At 50.5% G+C, this 16,919-nt stretch carries 17 protein-coding genes and 1 pseudogene; 11 read left to right on the forward strand and 7 right to left on the reverse strand.

Going from position 1 to position 16,919, the window contains the following annotated elements; all coding sequences use genetic code 11:
• Window positions 1-119 precede the first annotated feature (119 nt).
• Window positions 120-646: pseudogene (locus PaeBR_RS02200) on the reverse strand (IS110 family transposase); the annotation flags it as partial.
• A 295-nt stretch (window positions 647-941) separates the two neighbouring features.
• Window positions 942-1,799: an FTR1 family protein gene (locus tag PaeBR_RS02205; protein ID WP_410513291.1), complete on the reverse strand. Its 858-nt coding sequence runs from the start codon at window positions 1,797-1,799 to the stop codon at window positions 942-944.
• A gap of 284 nt (window positions 1,800-2,083) precedes the next feature.
• Here PaeBR_RS02205 and PaeBR_RS02210 point away from each other — a divergent pair, with 284 nt between their 5' ends.
• From PaeBR_RS02210 to PaeBR_RS02230, 5 genes are all read left to right on the forward strand, one after another.
• Entirely contained in the window at window positions 2,084-3,358 is a 1,275-nt protein-coding gene (locus PaeBR_RS02210) for an MFS transporter (RefSeq protein WP_410513292.1), read from the forward strand.
• Between the two features lie 26 nt (window positions 3,359-3,384).
• Window positions 3,385-4,050 (forward strand): oxidoreductase, encoded by a 666-nt coding sequence (locus PaeBR_RS02215; RefSeq protein WP_410513293.1) that lies wholly within the window; start codon window positions 3,385-3,387, stop codon window positions 4,048-4,050.
• A 105-nt stretch (window positions 4,051-4,155) separates the two neighbouring features.
• Window positions 4,156-4,536, forward strand: a complete 381-nt coding sequence (locus PaeBR_RS02220; protein ID WP_410513294.1) for a RidA family protein — start codon at window positions 4,156-4,158, stop codon at window positions 4,534-4,536.
• 398 nt (window positions 4,537-4,934) lie between these two features.
• Window positions 4,935-8,024 (forward strand): DEAD/DEAH box helicase, encoded by a 3,090-nt coding sequence (locus tag PaeBR_RS02225; RefSeq protein WP_410513295.1) that lies wholly within the window; start codon window positions 4,935-4,937, stop codon window positions 8,022-8,024.
• Between the two features lie 31 nt (window positions 8,025-8,055).
• Window positions 8,056-8,574: a hypothetical protein gene (locus tag PaeBR_RS02230; RefSeq protein WP_410513296.1), complete on the forward strand. Its 519-nt coding sequence runs from the start codon at window positions 8,056-8,058 to the stop codon at window positions 8,572-8,574.
• 19 nt (window positions 8,575-8,593) lie between these two features.
• Here the strand turns inward: PaeBR_RS02230 and PaeBR_RS02235 are convergent, their stop codons facing one another.
• The 3 genes from PaeBR_RS02235 to PaeBR_RS02245 form a co-directional block, all read right to left on the reverse strand.
• Window positions 8,594-8,833 (reverse strand): DUF6199 family natural product biosynthesis protein, encoded by a 240-nt coding sequence (locus PaeBR_RS02235; RefSeq protein WP_410513297.1) that lies wholly within the window; start codon window positions 8,831-8,833, stop codon window positions 8,594-8,596.
• 135 nt (window positions 8,834-8,968) lie between these two features.
• A complete protein-coding gene (locus PaeBR_RS02240) occupies window positions 8,969-9,586 on the reverse strand; it encodes a GTP pyrophosphokinase family protein (protein WP_410515054.1) in 618 nt (205 codons plus the stop codon).
• A gap of 617 nt (window positions 9,587-10,203) precedes the next feature.
• The gene (locus tag PaeBR_RS02245; protein WP_410513298.1) at window positions 10,204-10,476 is read right to left on the reverse strand and encodes a hypothetical protein; all 273 of its coding nucleotides are present in this window, start codon (window positions 10,474-10,476) and stop codon (window positions 10,204-10,206) included.
• Between the two features lie 158 nt (window positions 10,477-10,634).
• Here PaeBR_RS02245 and PaeBR_RS02250 point away from each other — a divergent pair, with 158 nt between their 5' ends.
• Genes PaeBR_RS02250 through PaeBR_RS02265 form a run of 4 tightly spaced genes read left to right on the forward strand, consistent with a single transcriptional unit; the run spans window position 10,635 to window position 13,254 of the window.
• Window positions 10,635-11,408 (forward strand): zinc ribbon domain-containing protein, encoded by a 774-nt coding sequence (locus PaeBR_RS02250; RefSeq protein WP_410513299.1) that lies wholly within the window; start codon window positions 10,635-10,637, stop codon window positions 11,406-11,408.
• A 33-nt stretch (window positions 11,409-11,441) separates the two neighbouring features.
• Window positions 11,442-12,251: a TrmB family transcriptional regulator gene (locus tag PaeBR_RS02255; RefSeq protein WP_410513300.1), complete on the forward strand. Its 810-nt coding sequence runs from the start codon at window positions 11,442-11,444 to the stop codon at window positions 12,249-12,251.
• A gap of 51 nt (window positions 12,252-12,302) precedes the next feature.
• Window positions 12,303-12,611 carry a hypothetical protein gene (locus PaeBR_RS02260; protein ID WP_410513301.1) on the forward strand — a complete coding sequence of 103 codons (309 nt, stop codon included), beginning with the start codon at window positions 12,303-12,305 and terminating at the stop codon, window positions 12,609-12,611.
• A gap of 49 nt (window positions 12,612-12,660) precedes the next feature.
• Window positions 12,661-13,254, forward strand: a complete 594-nt coding sequence (locus tag PaeBR_RS02265) for a xanthine phosphoribosyltransferase (RefSeq protein WP_410513302.1) — start codon at window positions 12,661-12,663, stop codon at window positions 13,252-13,254.
• A 110-nt stretch (window positions 13,255-13,364) separates the two neighbouring features.
• Here the strand turns inward: PaeBR_RS02265 and PaeBR_RS02270 are convergent, their stop codons facing one another.
• Window positions 13,365-14,324, reverse strand: coding sequence for a diacylglycerol/lipid kinase family protein (locus PaeBR_RS02270; protein ID WP_410513303.1), 960 nt, complete (start codon window positions 14,322-14,324; stop codon window positions 13,365-13,367).
• Window positions 14,325-14,427: 103 nt separating this feature from the next.
• A complete protein-coding gene (locus PaeBR_RS02275) occupies window positions 14,428-14,766 on the reverse strand; it encodes a DUF4870 domain-containing protein (protein WP_410513304.1) in 339 nt (112 codons plus the stop codon).
• A gap of 510 nt (window positions 14,767-15,276) precedes the next feature.
• Here PaeBR_RS02275 and PaeBR_RS02280 point away from each other — a divergent pair.
• Window positions 15,277-15,465, forward strand: a complete 189-nt coding sequence (locus PaeBR_RS02280; RefSeq protein ID WP_410513305.1) for a hypothetical protein — start codon at window positions 15,277-15,279, stop codon at window positions 15,463-15,465.
• A 409-nt stretch (window positions 15,466-15,874) separates the two neighbouring features.
• Window positions 15,875-16,918: a cytochrome c oxidase subunit II gene (coxB, locus tag PaeBR_RS02285; protein ID WP_410513306.1), complete on the forward strand. Its 1,044-nt coding sequence runs from the start codon at window positions 15,875-15,877 to the stop codon at window positions 16,916-16,918.
• Window position 16,919: the final 1 nt, after the last annotated feature.

The raw sequence follows: 16,919 nt of genomic DNA on the forward strand, positions 1-16,919 counted from the left end.
AGCCAACCTTCCGCGTACTGCGGTCGGCTGGCTGATTTTATTTTGTCTAATTTGTGCCGCTGTTTCTTGGGTCGGCTTTTGACAAAAGTTGCTCATTCATCATCAACGCTCGTATGATCGAGCAGGTTACGCCCCGATACACCGAACACATCGGAAATCACCGTTCCTAATTTGACGTTGCTGGCTTCCAAGTACTTCTGAATGCGGTTCTTTTCTGCGGTCAGGTTGCCCACACGCTTTTTGCGGAGCCGGCATAAATCCCGCATTTCCCGCAGATCCTCCGATGGAATGAAGCTCGCTTCGATCAAGCCGACCCGAAGCAGCTTGGCAATCCATTCGGCATCGCAAACATCGGTTTTACGGCAGGAACATTCTTGATGCGTTGCGCGTTAGCTAGGGTGACGTGAAAATACCCTTCTAAAATATTGTAAACCGGTTTCCAGTAGATGCCTGTGCTTTCCATAGCTACATGGGTGATGGATTTAGATTCCAGCCACCCTAGCAACTCAAACAATTGCTTCGTCAGCGTACCAAACGTTCGAACCTCGCTTTGTACGTTGCCCAAAGCATCGGTATTCAGGGTGCAGACGACAATGGTTTCCTGATGGACATCCATTCCTGCACAGTTTTCCAGTAATACATCCATGATTCGTGACCTCCAAATGGAAATGTTACATGGTGATGGATCGACTCGAGCTTTAGCATTTTTCTGTTCGCAGTCTCCGAAAAAGGGCATTTCCGGGCTGCAGCGGTTTGTGCACAGAGTCCATCCTTACAGTTTATTTGACGGGGTGTATCCACCATAAAAAGTAACGTACTCGTTCACCATGCTAGTACCAGTATGGGGCGTTTCTTTCTCGCACAAACCTTACTACCATTTTCATGCTAGGTTTGCGAACGAGAGATCATTTAAATAAAGTCTTTTATAACAACCAACATATTCATTCATCTATTGGGTGCCTTAAGCCGTCCGATTGCAAACGTATTTGTTTTTGATTGAAGAGCGTGGGTCCCTTCCAAAGTAAATGAAGCATAACTGCAATATAAACGGCGTATACCACTAACTGCATAACGGTAGGAACGGCAACATAGCCTATAAATGCATGAAGAAGTTTACCCAGCAAGCTCTCGTCATGGATGAACCAACTTAAATCCCATGCAATAAGTTCGTGAAGAGGAACAATACCCAATTCTTGAAGAGCCATCGTTATATGGGAAGCCAGGCCTGCTGCAATGACGACAACCATCGTTCCCGTAATTAAGAAAAACATTCTTAAGTTAAGTCTTATGGTTGCTTTGACTATCAGATAGGAAACGATGAATGCCAAAATGAGACCGATTAATGCACCAAACATAAGTCCACTGCCTTCAGCGGAACCATTTAAAGCAGAAAGAAACAAGGCAGTCTCGATTCCTTCTCTAATAATCGTTACGAATGCCAGGGAAACTAACCCCCACATTTGGTTCTGATGAAGGGCGAGAACTACTTTGTCTTTCAAACTATTATTCATTGATTTACTCTGTTTATTCAACCAAATGACCATGTAAGACAATACGGCAATTGCGATACCCGCCACAACAATCTCAAACACTTCTGCGTTCGTTCCTTCAAATTGAATCGAAAACCATTGAATCAGATAAGCTAGCATGATGCTAAGTGCAATAGCAACCCCCGATCCCCACCAAATATACTTGTTTTTATCAGCCTGGCCCATTTTGCTTAAAATTCCAATCAAAATACCTACAACTAAAAAAGATTCAATACCTTCTCTTAACGTGACTAATATTCCTGCAAACATGATACGCCTCCTTGAAAGTGATAATCATTATCATTGTATGACAGAATTTTATCATATAAGAACCGCATTAAGTAGTGACGGTTTAGTGAAGAGAAAAATGGATTTGGATTTCGCATGTCGCAATTGATGGAAGAGAACGATGCTTCCCTTAGTAAGGAAGAAATGGTTTTGTACGGAAGTTGCCTGCAGGTCCTCCAATGTAATTTGTAATTCTGTCGTATTGACAGAAGCATGATGCGGAGTAGAATGAAGCCAAAGCCGCATCAAAGGAGTGTAGTACCTCGATGAACATCATGAGAAGCAGGCCGCTCAACAGCCGACCGAAATGGGGGCGGAAACCCTCAAGGCACCGTAAAAACTTATCTATAGCCACATGGGAGGGGGTGCCTGCGACGGTTTTCCAGGTCCTGCTTCAAGGGCAGTTCCTGACAGGCTTTCTTCTCTATTTAGGCGCATCATCAAGCCAAATCGGTTTTGTGCTGGCTTTAACTACGCTCGTTAATATAGCTCAGATTGGCGTTGCCTTTTTGATTCAGAAATTACCCAGCCGTAAGTGGGCAATGGTTGGCTTTGTAACTTTGCACAGGATACTTTGGACCTCCACAGGGCTTATACCGTTTATATTCCCGAGAGAGTTTTGGGTTATAGCATTTATCGGCTTGTATACAACCGCTTTCATTGCAAATACTGCAGGAGCCGTACTCTGGAGCTCGGTCATCAGCGATCTTGTTCCCCCGCGCGTACGGGGGCGTTACTTTGGAATTCGCAATACCCTCCTCAATGGACTGGGGAGTATCGTCATGTATGCGGGCGGCATTGTTCTGGATTATTATCACGGAGGACAGGGCTTTTTCATTCTGTATATTGTCGTATGGATTTTCGCCGCAGCCAATATTGTAGTGCTGCTCTTCTACCCGGATGTTCATTTCGAGAAATCGGAAGAAAACAGGTTTTGGCCGATGTTTAAGAAACCGCTTCACGATAAGCTGTTTATGAAATCCACGCTGTTTCTTGCGGCCTGGCTTCTGCTGCAGAACCTGACGGTACCGCTCTATTCATATGTTATGCTGCAATTGCTGGATATTAATTACGAGACGTTGTCGCTGCTTAATGTATCCCAGACTGTGTTTATGATGGCCAGCTTCTATGTATGGGGCAATCTCAATTCGAAGTACAGCAACAAGCGGCTGCTGCTCTGGACCCTGCCGATTATTGCGGCCTCTTCACTGGTATGGGGTCTTTTGTCTGTACTGCCGATGTTGCTGGTCCTATTTACGGCACATATTATATTTGGTGTGGGGGTCGGCGGCTTTAACCAATTGGCTTTCAATTTCATCATTGGCGATACACCCAAGAAGGAACGGCCGATGTATATGGCTATGTTTGCGGCCCTTACAGGTCTTTCCTCGTTCTTCGGCCCCCTTATTGGAGGGCAGATTTACGGTTGGATAGAGGATTGGCCCCAATGGACCCAAGTATACGGAATGCAGTTGATCGTAGGCATACTAATGCTTGCACTGGCTTTTCTGCTGGGAAGGCGCGTTCTTAAAGATGAATAGGTTATATAATGGAGGAGACCGTTCTTATGGCAAGAATAGCAATGGTACTGGGGGCAACCGGACTGGTGGGAAAAGCGGTCACGGAAGCTTTGCTGGGAAGCGGGGGTTGGGATGAGGTCAGAGTATTGTTGCGGCGTCCGCTGGATCAGAAGCATCCCAAGCTGAAGCAAACCCTTATGAATTGGGAGCAGTTAGAACAGTATGAGGATAGGTTTAGCGGGGTCACGGCTGTCTTCTGCTGTCTTGGAACAACGATCAGGACAGCCGGATCGCAGAGCAATTTCGAGCGTGTGGATCTTCATTACCCTTTGCAGGCAGCAGCCATTGCTAAGAAAAAAGGTGTGAAGCAGTTCCTGGCTGTATCCTCCATGGGTGCAAATCCGAAGTCCCGCAATTTTTACAGTCGAACTAAAGGGCGTACGGAAGAAGGACTGGTTGCTGTTAACTTTCAGGGCCTGCATTTATTCCGTCCTTCACTGCTGCTGGGACCCCGCACGGAATATAGGCTTGGGGAGCGAGTGGCGGGAAGGCTCATGAAGGCCTTGGATTTCTTAATGGTCGGTAAGGGTGCAAAGTACCGGGCTATTCAGGGGACAACGGTAGCGCGGGCAATGATTAAGATTGCACTTGCCGGTACATACGGAGTGCATGTTTACAGCAATGAAGTTATCCACGTTCTCGGGAAAGAGTAGACTAATATGAAGCTTTCAGGATAGAAGCGGAGTTTCAGGTTTGCAATAAGTGAAGATCAGGACGTACAATGGGGGAAGAAATAGATTAACGGGAGGAGCAGAGATATGAGTAAGAAACAGGTATCTACGACAAAAGCGCCGGGTGCAATCGGGCCTTACAGCCAGGCTATTGCTGCAGGCAACTGGGTTTACACTTCCGGACAGCTGGGCTTGAACCCGGACACAGGAGAATTGGCGGAAGGTGTACAGGAGCAGGCGCGTCAAGCACTGGGCAATGTGAAGGCTATTCTGGAGGAAGCCGGGGCATCTCTGGATCATGTCGTGAAAACCACGGTGTTCCTGAAGGATATGAATGATTTCGCAGCGGTCAATGAAGTATACAGCACTTTTTTTACAGAACCTTATCCCGCCCGCAGTGCTATTGAAGTAGCTCGTTTACCTAAGGACGGACTTGTAGAAATAGAAGCCGTTGCCCGCAAAAAATAAAAGCGGCCAGGTTTCCTGGTTTAGCTGAATCTACAGTAGTATAAGATGACAGGGAGTGCGGCCTATGCCGGGCTCCTTTTTGTGTTCTGGGCAAGATAATGGCAATAAATACGGCTGTGATCATGGTGCTTCCATGAATTGATTTTGAAATCCATAGGAAAATATGCAGAAACGTTTTTAAATCCGGCCTTTTTCGTATAAGATGAAGGTAAAACCTTTTTTTGTTCTAATACCAGAACGTGTAAACTTCCTGGCAACTCTGGTTATATAGGGTATCGCTCGTTTGCTGCACTGTTCATATAAATAGTTCGAAAACTATTTTTTAGTGGAAAAGGGTGCTTCTGTTCGATCCCGAACGGAAGCACCGTTTCTGCTTGCTTAAAAGACAGGAGATCACGATGACTAAGCATCTGTATGCAATATGGTTAGGGGACGTTTTATTTTGCTTCTCCGGCGAAACTTCGGAACCGAAGGTAGATGCCTGGACCCGCGTGGTCAAACGGCTCGAGCTGCAGGGTGGATTGCGTCCTTTTGCAGGTGCTGCGCTGCGTCTGGCCGAAGTGAAGTATCCAACCGCTCTTGCCGAAGGGAAATCTGCGCGGCGTCAGCTGCCCGGTAGAACTCTTGAAGGGCTTGCTCTTACCCCAAAGGAAGCATTTGAGCTGCTCCTGGCCTGGGACGACTCACTTTGCCGGAGACAGGGAGTGGAGCCCGGAGGAGAAATGAGATACTGGGCAGCCGCTGCACGCTTCGGGTTGGAGCTATTAGGCACAGGCGGGATTACGCCGGGAGCCTTGCCTCCGCGTCCGGCAGGAGGATCACGCCGCCGCGGAGGAGAACAGGCAGCATCAGCCTGCTGGGTACCCGTTTTTCGAAATGAGGAGCATAAAGGGATCTTTCTGCAGCTGGCAGCCTCTATGCCCGTAATTGCTTTAGGCAGCCCTGCGGCCGAATCCGGCGACTTGTCGACTCGTGAGGAAGCAGGGGCGCATGTGCTGTATTCGTTCCTACAGGCTGTAATGAGTGCTGAAGTAAAGGGGGTTATCTCCCGCATAGAGAGTGAATTATCGCAGTATAAGGCGAACTATCGGCGGGGGTATTCTCCCTTGACCGAGCTGTGGTGGAACAGTCTTCTTACTGGCAGCCGGGAGATTCCGGTGCAGGGTACTCCTGCCGAGGTGACGGAACTGCTTAGCGTTGTAACCGAGACGGCGGGAAGCCATGTGCCTCACTCAGAAACGGAGGAAGCACGGAGCGGACAGCTGGGTCTTGGACTGCGTCTTGAGCCGCCAGCTGATGAAGAGGGGACATGGCGTTTATCCTTCTGGGCTGAGAGCAGGGAGGAAAGTGAGTTCTGGCTTCCGGCAGGCTCGATCTGGAGCAGCGCTGACCGGGAGTTTACTTTATGGGGGAAACGTTACCGCAACATTCAGGAGCAGCTTCTTTCGGTGCTTGGCCGGGCTGCGAAGATATCGCCGGATATTGAGCGGGGGCTTCATTCTCCCGCGCCAGACGGGGTGGATCTTGAACCCCAGCGGCTCTATTTTTTTCTGAAAGAGACCGTGCCGCAGTTAACGGTGCGCGGAATAACAGTCCAAATGCCCTCGCGTTGGAGCCGTGAGGGACGCCGCCGGATTGGAATGAAGATGAAAATGCAGCAGCTTGGAAGCGAAGCGGGGGGGACGGCCCCGGTAGCTCTCGGCATGGAGGAGCTGATCTCCTTCCGTATCGAGGCTTCGCTGGGTGAGGCTGCGATCAGCGCGGAGGAGCTGACGGAGATCATGGAGGCCGGCGTACCCTTTGTGCGTTTTCGCGGGGAATGGATTGAGGTCGATCCCAAGGAAATTCGCCAGGTTCTAAGATATATGAAACGCCATGAAAGCGGTGAAATGTCAGCAGCGGAATGGATGCGGCTGGAAGCCGAGGATGAAGAGGACAGACTGTGGAAGGGTATGTCTGTTACAGGCATGGAGACTTCCGGGCTGTTGGCTTCTCTTATGCGCGGCGATGTGCTTCGCAATCTGCCGGCTCGTCAAGTCCCGCAAGGCTTGCATGGGACGCTGCGTCCTTATCAGGAGCGGGGATTTCAATGGCTGGCTGCTCTAAGCGGACTGGGCTTTGGTTTATGTCTGGCGGACGATATGGGCCTTGGGAAGACCGTCCAGGTTATCACATGTCTTCTGGACCGCGCTTTGACCAACCCGGCAGAAGAGAAACAAAGCCCGATATTGATTTTATGTCCGACCTCCCTTCTTGGGAACTGGCAGCGGGAGCTGCAGCGTTTTGCCCCCTCGCTCACCGTGCATATTCATCATGGCGGGCGCCGGGTGCGCGGAGAGTGCTTCCTGTCACTCGTCGCCAGCCATGACATTGTGCTGACAACTTATCATTTGGCCGGGCGTGACAGTGAAGATCTGGCGGGAGTCAAGTGGTCAACCGTAGTGCTCGATGAAGCCCAATATATCAAGAACCACCGTACGAAGCAGGCGCAGAGCGTCATGAAGCTTTCAGCTCCTCACCGTATTGCTATGACGGGTACCCCGGTAGAGAACCGTCTGGGTGAACTCTGGTCCATTTTTCATTTTCTGAATCCTGGATATTTGGGAACCTATCACTCTTTCCGGCAGCGCTACGGCTCAGGCGATGGCGGCGAACGGCTCCGGGAGCTGCACCGTTTGGTGTCACCTTTCTTGCTGCGCCGCCTCAAAAGCGATCCCGATATTTCCAAGGATCTTCCGGAGAAGCTGGAACTGAAGTCCTATTGCCCGCTCTCGGAAACCCAGGCAGCGTTGTATCAGGGAGTAGTGGATGAAATGCTGGGTGTGATAGGTGAGCGTTCCGGAATGGCCAGAAGAGGGCTTGTGCTGTCTTCACTTACGAAGCTGAAGCAGATTTGTAATCATCCTGGACTCTTCCGTAAAGAGGAGGGACGCGCTCTCAGGCATGAGCAATCCGGTAAAATGGAGGTCATGTTCGAGGTGCTGGACAGTATAGCCGAACTTGGGGAATCCGCACTGATTTTTACCCAGTACGTTGCGATGGGTGAACTGCTTGTGAACCGGCTGACCCGGCGGTACGGCCAAAATCCGCTGTTTCTGCATGGAGGCATCCCGAAGCGGGAGCGTGATGAGATGGTGCGCTCTTTTCAGGAAGGGGAGGGGACGGCATTTTTCGTGCTCTCACTCAAAGCTGGCGGTGTTGGGCTGAACCTTACCAGGGCTAACCATGTGTTGCATTATGACCGCTGGTGGAATCCGGCGGTGGAGAACCAGGCCACAGACCGGGCATTCCGGATTGGTCAGCATAAAAATGTGCAGGTGCATAAGCTGATCTGCCAAGGAACACTCGAAGAACGGATAGATGAGCTGATTGAACGCAAAAAAAGTCTGTCCGAGCAGGTTGTCGGCTCCGGTGAAACATGGTTGACGGAGATGTCCAACCATGAGTTGAAGGAGCTTATTGAACTGCAAGGGCAGGATTGGATGTAGTGCGGAATAAACATACAGCGGGAGGGATCAAATGAATGGGAATATAGAACTGCGGCAGGAAATTGTACGGCGTCTGGCTTTATGTCCCAATGAGATGTATGCTCTCCTGCAGGGACGTATTCCGCTTTGGTTCGCCGAACTGGAGCTTCTGCTAGCGTTGAAACTAACCGGACTTTCTAAAGAGGAGTTATTGGAGGCTGTATTTGCATGCTGGGCTGAAGCAGCAGTGGAGAACCAGGCCGGGGGCGGAATAAATCCGGCGGCCGGGCTTGCATCAGAGCTGGCCCGGCTGGAGCGCAAAGGTCCTGCAATCTCCTCGGGGGAGTGGCTCGCGGAAGCTGCTGCCGAAGGGTCGCTTCACCAGCCGGGCACCCTGTTTCATGAGGTGGGGGACCGTCCCTTCCCGGATGATCCGGTTGTAGCTGTAGCCGCCGAGGATTGGCAGGCGTTACTTCCGCAGACCCCCAAGGTGCAGGAAGGGCTGGCGCTCGTTATGCGCCGTGTGGCGGAGACTGCCGCCCGGCGGGCGCGTGAGCATCATAAGTCATGAGATTATCGGACCCTGCCAGTTAATGAATAAAGACGGGAAAGAAGAAGACGGAGAATACAAGTAAAAAGAGAATGCCCATTAAGCGCATAAGTATAAAATAGGCGCGGGGAGGTTCTTTAGTCGCCTTCCAGCCCTGGGTTAGGGTCCACATATAACGGGGGTTAATAATTGTTGCCAAGCACAATAACACCCAGATCCCTAAAAATACAGATGGTATGATAAGAACGAAATTTGGAATACCCATTATTGACCCCTCCATTAAGTATCCGAATCAAACACATGATTTGGAACAGGTCTATGATAACTCCTTGCATGGAAAAAATAAATAAGCGTGAAAAAAGGGCAATCCTGCGGCAGAGTTCTTGCTGCGGAAATGCCCTTTATACACTTAGTTTCAGCTCTTATGTTCCTTAATACCCGTATTTACATCCTCTGAAAGCTGCAGAATTTCCGTTCGCAGGCGCAGCATCTTCTGATCCAGCTCATCGGCGGCTTGGGCAGCTTCCCTAAGCTCCTCGGCAACATGAGAGGGAAGCTGCTTGTCGAATTTATAATATAAAATGTGCTCCATGCTGGCCCAGAAATCCATGGCCAGGGTGCGCAGCTGGATTTCCGCCTTCACCCAGCGTGTGCCTTCCAGCAGGATAAGGGGGATGGCCACGATTAAATGCAGGCTCTGGTATCCATTCGGCTTGGGATGGGCAATGTAATCCTTAATCTCCAGCACGCGGAGATCCTCACGTATACTTAGATGATCCACCAGGCGGTAAATATCCTTCACAAAGGCGCATACGATCCGCATACCGGCAATATCATGAATGTATTTCTCCATATTCTCAAAGCTGAGCTCGTAGCCCTTGCGTTCCATCTTCTGCACAATACTCTTCGGATCCTTGATTCGGGATTTAATATGCTCAATAGGGCTGAAACCGTCGCGAATTTGCCATTCGGTCTTGATGACATCAATTTTATTCTGAAGCTCATTCAGCGCCAGACGGTAGAGGGCCGGCATCTGCTTGAGCTCATCGAGCTGTCTGGTGAAATCCTCATCCCTCTCCCATTTGCGAAGATCTTGTACGTGCACCTGTAATTGGCTTAATGTAAGCTGTGTGCTTTCTTGTTCTTTCACGGTTACTCTCCCGATTATACGTATTTGTGACTGATTCCATTTTAACCGATGGACAGCCACGGAAGCAAAGTTCTGAATCGGAAGAATCCGGTTATTTGTTAGTAGGCGAGCCGTCCCCATACCCTTTGTCCTGATAGCCTGTATTCTCCAGTTTCGGTATAACGCCCATATTTTGAACCTCTCATGACTAAAGTCACGAGATTCCTGCGCTGAACGCCATGACAGGCGAAGATAAGCAGGCTATCCCCGCAGTTCTTGCGGTTCTTACGAAGCTTGTACGTTGGACTCTGCTCTCTAGCTTACTGCTTGGTTTTCGCTTTTCAGCTAGAGAGGGCGGATCTGCTTGAACATTTTACGCAGGAGAGCCTTCCCCCTGCAACCCCATATGTTCAGTTTTCAATGAGCAATCTGTACAAGTTAATTATAACAGTTCTTGTGAGTTATTCAAAGAAGCAGTCGGATAGTTAACGTGGCTTATGCCACGCCCTATCCGAAGTTTTCTAACTCACGACTGAAGTCACGAGTTTGCGAAAACTTTCATCAATTGTTTTTCGGGTCTCATCCGTCCCATAGTCGCGTAAATATTGATATACCCTGATGGTCTTCTCGTCAAACTGTTCGATGGCGTCATCGTGATCGGCTGATTTGTAAGGAACGAAGGCACGGCGGAAGCTATACTCGTCATCCTTATCCAGTTCGTTCAAACGGTCCTGCAGAGCTGACAATTCTTCATCCGTTAGCCATACTTCAAACTCTCCCGCCTCATTGCGCACCTGCTATTACTACACAGAACGACAAATAATGAATCTGTTCGCGACATTTGGTATGATAGAGTCACGATTCCGGCCGTGCCGGACCGTAAGTGGTTAATATTAGGTTAACCCACCCAAATATAATGCCCTATTCTCACTGTGGAGAAGGAGGAACTACAATGAATTTATTACAACGTTTTAAAGATGGTGCCAGCCGGGTTACCGAAAAAGCGCAAAACTCTGTGGAAATCGGCAAGCTGAATAGCCGGATTTCGGATATTGAGCATGAGATGGAACTTGAATTTATGAAAATGGGGAAGCTTTTTTACGAGGGATATCGTTCAAGGGATTTATCGCTCGCTGAAGGTAAAATGACGGAGATTTCACGTCTCTGTTCCAAGCTTCAGGAGGAAATCGACAGTGTACGCTTGCGTATTGCCGAATTGAAAAATGAGCGGTTATGCAAATGCGGACACATTGTTGCGCTGGATGCCAACTTCTGTCCGAGCTGCGGTCGGAAATTGGAGGAAGAAACCGGAGTGGGTAAAGCCCCATCATCCGGAGGTTATTCCGTGCGGAAAGAGGATGTTGAAGAGACCCGGGTATATAAAGCCGAGGGGAATCTGGTGAAAGAGCCGGAGCCGGAGCCGGAACTTCAAATTAATTATGAAGAAATTCTTGAGCATGAGGAGGAGCTTCCACTTCCTTTGGAGGACTATGCTGGAGGAATCCAGGATAGCATGCTTGATCACCAGCACGGAGATGAACTGGAACGGGAGCGGGAGAGACAGCTGGAGCTTGACAGGCGCATTCGTGACTGGAAAGCTAGTGAATACGTGGAAGCGGAACGTGAGGGCGAAGGTGGGCAGGATTTGGTCAAATGCCAGATTTGCCGGGCCGACCTGCCAAAAGGCTCCATGTGGTGTCCGCGCTGCGGATCGGAGCAAATCTAGTAAAGAGTCAGTCATCTTGGGGGGACAAAAGGTATGGAACAGTTGCTGCTGCATCTGCGCAATCTGGGCTTCACGGAAATGGAGTCCAAAATTATGGTGGAGCTGGCAGCCAAAGGCCAGGCTTCGGGCTATGAGGTTGCCAAACAGCTCGGAGTCTCAAGATCTAACGTGTACGCGGCGCTTCAACGCCTGACGCAGCAGGGATATGTCCGCTGCGGTGAAGGGGAGCCGGCCCGTTACAGTGTTCTTAACCCGGAGGAATTGGCACTTATGATCTCCGGCCGGGTTCAAGACTCCCTGCTGTTCGTGGAGAACGAAATGCCGCGCGGCGGGCCGGTCAGTCCTTCCTTCTATAATGTGGAAGGGGAACGGAATGTACTGGGCACCCTCATTCGGCAGCTGAATACAGCGAAGCAGGAAATAGTAGTTGATGTGTGGCGGGAGGAAGCCTCCCTCTTGCGTAATGAGCTTGAGCAGGCTGAACTGCGCGGTGTGAAACTGCTTTGGGCGTTCGACGGCGGCAACGCCGGGCCTGTTCCTTATCCTGCCTGGCCGCCGCTTGATGGAGGGGCGAAGCGGGAGGGTGGCCGCAAGTTCTCATTCGTCATTGACCGGGGCTGGTGCATGCTCGGTATGCGCTATGAGGATGGCGCAGCACAGGCAGTTGTAACAGAGCATCCGGTGCTCGTAGAGCTGCTCTTGAACCACTTCACGCAAGAAATGGTACTGTTCGAGCTGGAGCAGGATATGGGGCCCGAGCTGGAGCGGCGCTATGGTGAGCGTTATGCCAACATTTACCGTAAATATGTAATGCACGATCAGGATGAGATTCCGGAGGAGTAAGAAGAATAACGGAGTCAGCTTTTCAGATGATGTCGGGGAGGTGAAGAGAGCATGGAATGTATTGTTCATTTTGAAGTGCTGCACCCGGATGGTCCCAAACAGCTGCGCGGTCTGCTGTTTCTGGATGAGAAATCAACAGGACCCAGTGAGAGCCAACTGATTGAGATGTTCAAGGATATGAAGTTTGATGTGACATTGGCAGATCGGGAGAAGTTGATTTTTGAGCCGGTAAATCCGGGGGCGAAATATTCGGAGATCAGAATTGTCAGTTTCGATACAGGGGATGAAGAATTTAGAGAAGATAAAGAATTGAAGTCTATCGTTGGTAATTTACTTCCGCAGAAGCCGACAGGTCTTTAATTCTATACTACAGGATAAGGAGTCCATTTAGGGGAGAGGAGGAGTACATATGCTGCTGCTGAGACAAAAGGTAATCAACGAAGGGATTGTGCTTGGTCAAGGAGTGCTCAAGGTGGATTCTTTTTTGAACCACCAGATGGACCCGGTTCTCATGCGTGAGGTCGGACGCGAGTTTACGCGCCGTTTTGCGGGGGAGGGCATTACCAAGGTGCTCACGATTGAATCGTCCGGCATAGCCCCCGGAATCATGACGGCACTGGAGCTGGACGTTCCTCTGATCTTTGCCCGCAAGCAGAAGTCGCTGACGCTGACGGAGGATATTTTTGTCGAGAAAGTATACTCCTTCACCAAAAAAGAGAGCAACGAAATCACGGTATCCAAAAAGTTCATCGCACCGGGGGAACGGGTTCTTATTGTCGATGACTTTCTGGCGAACGGGGAAGCTGCTTTTGGACTGGCACGCATCGTGGAGCAGGCGGGCGCCAGTGTAGCTGGTATTGGAATCGTTATTGAGAAATCGTTCCAACCCGGAAACCGGCTCCTGCAGGAGGCAGGGTACCGCGTGGAGTCGCTTGTGCGCATCTCCGCATTGGATAACGGAGTCGTCTCTTTTGTGGAAGAGGACGAAGTGTTGCCGGACTGATTAAATTGCGGGAATCAAGATCTGAATGTTCAACTATGCTGACAAAAACAAGCCGGAACCGAGGGCATAACCGCCTGGTCTCCGGCTTGTTAACGTTCGAAATATAAGACTCACCCGCCGCTAACCTGACTGGAGGCCGCAGCATCAGCCCCCGGCAGCGCGGCACTGGAAGCCAGCGGTGACAGAACCCGCAGCGCTCCCGGTTCACAGCGCACGGCCAGCGCCTCTGCGCCGAGGCTCTCCCCGTCGCCGATGGCGTGCCGGGCTTCCGCGAAGCGGACCGCTGCGCTGCGCCCGCGCAGCATGGACACGAAGGGCAGCGAGACATGCCTGCCCTTCAGTACCGTAGGGAACAGCCGCAGCAATTGCCCGCGGCTGCACCCGTGCACGACGCAGACGTCGAGCTGGCCGTCACCGGCCTCCGCCTGCGGGCAGATCAGCAGCCCGCCGCCGTAGCTCGGCAGGTTGCAGACCGAGACGAGCCAGGCTTTATCGTAGGTATGCTCCTTCCCGTCGCAGACCACGCTTACCCGGCACGGCTTAAAGGTAATCAGCGTATGCAATATGCCGATGATATAAGCCAGCTGACCCGCTCCAATCGCGTTGCACAGGCGCTTGTAGCGGCTCGCATTTACGTTCTCCGCCACCTGGGCGTCGAAGCCGCTGGCCACGGCGGTAAGGGTTAGCGTGCCCGCGCCGGACAGAAGGTCCGCGCTGAAGCAGCGTTCCCCGAGCGCCGCTTCCAGCGCCGCCCGGGGCTCCAGCGGAATGCCGAAGCCCCGGGCGGTATCGTTGCCCGATCCGGCTGGAATGACTGCCAGCGGCACGCCGCTCCGCTTCAGGGCTCCCAGAATACTATGGATGGTTCCGTCACCGCCGATAACGACAGCGGCGTTCCACTCCTCATGCTGCTGCAGTGCTTCCAGAACGCTGGCTTCGGCTTCCTCCGCACTATGTGTAAACAAGGTTTCATACCGGACCTGACGATCCTGCAATAATCCCTCCACCTTATGCCATGTCCGTACCCCGGCACCTCCGCCGGAACGCCGATTTATAATGAATAAATACATGTCTTTCTCCAGCTCCTACAAATTCAGTGTTGTCCTAATACCATTGTAAGGAGTGGATGGGCAAAAGGGAATCCTTTTCGACCGATGGGAAGGGACGACAGACTTACAAATGACGAAGCTGGCGTTCCGTAAACTCCCCGACCCAGGGCAGCCTGTACCATTTGCCGCGCAGGGCGTGGTAAATCATCAGCAGCCAGACCGCAAAACCGCACAGGAAGATAAGAGCGGACAGCAAGGGCCCGAGCAGAGGAAGCAAGCTGCTGAGTACATGGCTGACCATCAGTATTCCGAAGGCAATCAGCGACTGCAGCGCGTGAAACAAAACAAAGCGGCTCCGTTTCTCCAAAGCCAGAAAGGCAATGCCTCCGATAAAAGGGAAGAAGTAGCACAGTGCGCCTGCAATATTGTCGGGTAATCCGGTGGACGATCTAAAGGGGGACATAGGGTTCACTCTCCTTATGGCTTGGACAAGAGGGAGGCATCCATAAGTTGATACTGTGAATGGGGGTCCCCCTCCTCTCTAAAGCCTATGAGTTACCAAGACGAAGTATGTGAGATACGTTGCCGGAAGTATTTTGAAGGCTGCTTTGCAAAATAAAAATATTTTCCATGAGCACAATTTACAAGGAAAGGTGGAAGTTGGGTTGGAATATGATACAATATAACGATAAGGCCCCAAAGGAGTGATTCAGAAATCGGCTCTTAGGGTAACTATAGTGTCAAGATGCCGTCTACCAGGACATCTTAAACTCTCAGCCCAAATCACGACGAACCTGCTTCACCGGTATCTACGGTATCCGAGCCCTCGGCTCAGGATAAAGTCTTGGCCGGATAGTGCAAGCAACGTATGTGTTAGCGGTACTTACTTGCATTCGAAGTTACGGCGGACTTTTCATCATGCATTCTCTACAACGGAGCATTCATTTTTCAATGTTTTGGGAGGGAACTGATCATGGCAAGTAAAGGTCATAACGAAGTCAAGGAAAGTCTACGGGAAATGACACGCATTTTCCAGCCCAAAGATCCCAAGAAATTCGTAAAGGAATACGTCCGTAAATATCGGATAACGGGAGGCTATGAAGAAGAGCTGACCATGGTCGTGGAGCATGAACTGGTAAGGATGAATTCATCCGTCTCCTGACAAGAGAGAACGTTCCGCCTGCCGCCATTTCTTTTATTGAAGTCATTTTTAAGTATGTCATCCATGAGGATTCTCATAAACCGTGCCCGGGCGGCTTGCTGCCGCAGGAATCGGTTTTTTTTGTATGTAAATCTGTAAGGAGCGATTCAAAGCTCACAGAATTGTCAAATAGTTTTATAGTAAAAAGGGCGTATGAAGGCGCTTTAAAAAAGGTTAAAAAGATGTTTACGTTTTCTGAAAGCGATTGCAAATCCAGTCGTGACAAGCCTTTTTTTCATTTTAGAACTCTTTGTGAACTAGTTGTGAACGATTGACAAAACACCCCCATAAACTTATATTAATAGTGATTGTTATAATTGACAGAGCATATGAATTAATCTACGAAATCGGGATGAAGCGGGGTAGATCAATGATGAAAACGTGGCAGGCTGTAAAGCGACTCCTTCCCATGATGACAATTTTTGGACTTATTCTAGCAGGTTGCGGCCGCGAAGACCTGTCGGTGCTTAGACCCCAGGGGCCTGCGGCAGAAAGCTCTTTTGGACTGATTAAGCTCTCGATCACGATCATGATCGTTGTGCTGCTGATTGTGTTTGCGCTTGCAGCTTACGTGATGATCAGGTTCCGCAGGAAGCCTAATCAGAATGAGATTCCCGAGCAGATTGAAGGAAATCACAGGCTGGAGATTCTCTGGACGGTCATACCGCTTATTCTCATTGTTATTCTGGCCATTCCAACCGTGAAGCAGGTTTTTGCCGCCGGTAATGATCATGCGAATGACAAGAATGCGGTGAAGGTTAAAGTAACCGGACATCAATACTGGTGGGAATTTCAGTACCCCGACTATGGGGTGACGACAGCACAGGACCTGGTTATCCCTACCGGAAAGGATATTGCCTTCGAGCTGGAAACCAAAGACGTTCTTCATTCATTCTGGGTGCCCTCGCTCTCCGGGAAATTAGATACCAACCCTGCCGGAACCATTAACCGCTTCAGCTTCAGTGCGCCTAAAGAAGGCGTCTACCGCGGAAAATGTGCGGAGCTGTGCGGACCTTCTCACGGATTCATGGAATTCAAGGTGAAAGCGGTCAGTGAAGAGGAATTCAAACAGTGGATTGACTCTATGAAAGCGCCTGCGGTGCTTCCCGAGGACCCTGCACTTGCCGAAACCTTTAAAAACCAATGCCTTACTTGCCATGCCGTAGGAGATCAGGGAATTGCGAATGCTCCGAACCTTACGGGTATCGGTTCCCGCGAAGCGATAGCCGGCATCCTGATTAACGATGACACCCGGGAAGACGGCGCTCCGGTTGAAGAGAACCTTAAGACTTGGCTGCATGATCCGCAAAACGTGAAGCCGGGCAACCTAATGCCTAACCCCAAAGACCTCGGCCTGAGTGATGCGGAGATCGACGGCATCGCCGAGTATCTGGCCAACTATAAATTGGACTAGT

Source organism: Paenibacillus sp. BR2-3, assembly GCF_046529485.1.
Lineage (GTDB): Bacteria > Bacillota > Bacilli > Paenibacillales > Paenibacillaceae > Paenibacillus_AQ.

Bases quoted from the DNA above. Each gene is read 5' to 3' on its own strand.
- PaeBR_RS02210 (WP_410513292.1), top strand. From the start codon at position 2,084: ATGAACATCATGAGAAGCAGGCCGCTCAACAGCCGACCGAAATGGGGG.
- PaeBR_RS02235 (WP_410513297.1), bottom strand. From the start codon at position 8,833: ATGGAGGGGTCAATAATGGGTATTCCAAATTTCGTTCTTATCATACCA.
- PaeBR_RS02205 (WP_410513291.1), bottom strand. From the start codon at position 1,799: ATGTTTGCAGGAATATTAGTCACGTTAAGAGAAGGTATTGAATCTTTT.
- PaeBR_RS02230 (WP_410513296.1), top strand. From the start codon at position 8,056: ATGAATGGGAATATAGAACTGCGGCAGGAAATTGTACGGCGTCTGGCT.
- PaeBR_RS02220 (WP_410513294.1), top strand. From the start codon at position 4,156: ATGAGTAAGAAACAGGTATCTACGACAAAAGCGCCGGGTGCAATCGGG.
- PaeBR_RS02280 (WP_410513305.1), top strand. From the start codon at position 15,277: ATGGCAAGTAAAGGTCATAACGAAGTCAAGGAAAGTCTACGGGAAATG.
- PaeBR_RS02275 (WP_410513304.1), bottom strand. From the start codon at position 14,766: ATGTCCCCCTTTAGATCGTCCACCGGATTACCCGACAATATTGCAGGC.
- PaeBR_RS02240 (WP_410515054.1), bottom strand. From the start codon at position 9,586: ATGCCGGCCCTCTACCGTCTGGCGCTGAATGAGCTTCAGAATAAAATT.
- PaeBR_RS02265 (WP_410513302.1), top strand. From the start codon at position 12,661: ATGCTGCTGCTGAGACAAAAGGTAATCAACGAAGGGATTGTGCTTGGT.
- PaeBR_RS02225 (WP_410513295.1), top strand. From the start codon at position 4,935: ATGACTAAGCATCTGTATGCAATATGGTTAGGGGACGTTTTATTTTGC.
- PaeBR_RS02260 (WP_410513301.1), top strand. From the start codon at position 12,303: ATGGAATGTATTGTTCATTTTGAAGTGCTGCACCCGGATGGTCCCAAA.
- coxB (WP_410513306.1), top strand. From the start codon at position 15,875: ATGATGAAAACGTGGCAGGCTGTAAAGCGACTCCTTCCCATGATGACA.
- PaeBR_RS02215 (WP_410513293.1), top strand. From the start codon at position 3,385: ATGGCAAGAATAGCAATGGTACTGGGGGCAACCGGACTGGTGGGAAAA.
- PaeBR_RS02250 (WP_410513299.1), top strand. From the start codon at position 10,635: ATGAATTTATTACAACGTTTTAAAGATGGTGCCAGCCGGGTTACCGAA.
- PaeBR_RS02270 (WP_410513303.1), bottom strand. From the start codon at position 14,324: ATGTATTTATTCATTATAAATCGGCGTTCCGGCGGAGGTGCCGGGGTA.
- PaeBR_RS02255 (WP_410513300.1), top strand. From the start codon at position 11,442: ATGGAACAGTTGCTGCTGCATCTGCGCAATCTGGGCTTCACGGAAATG.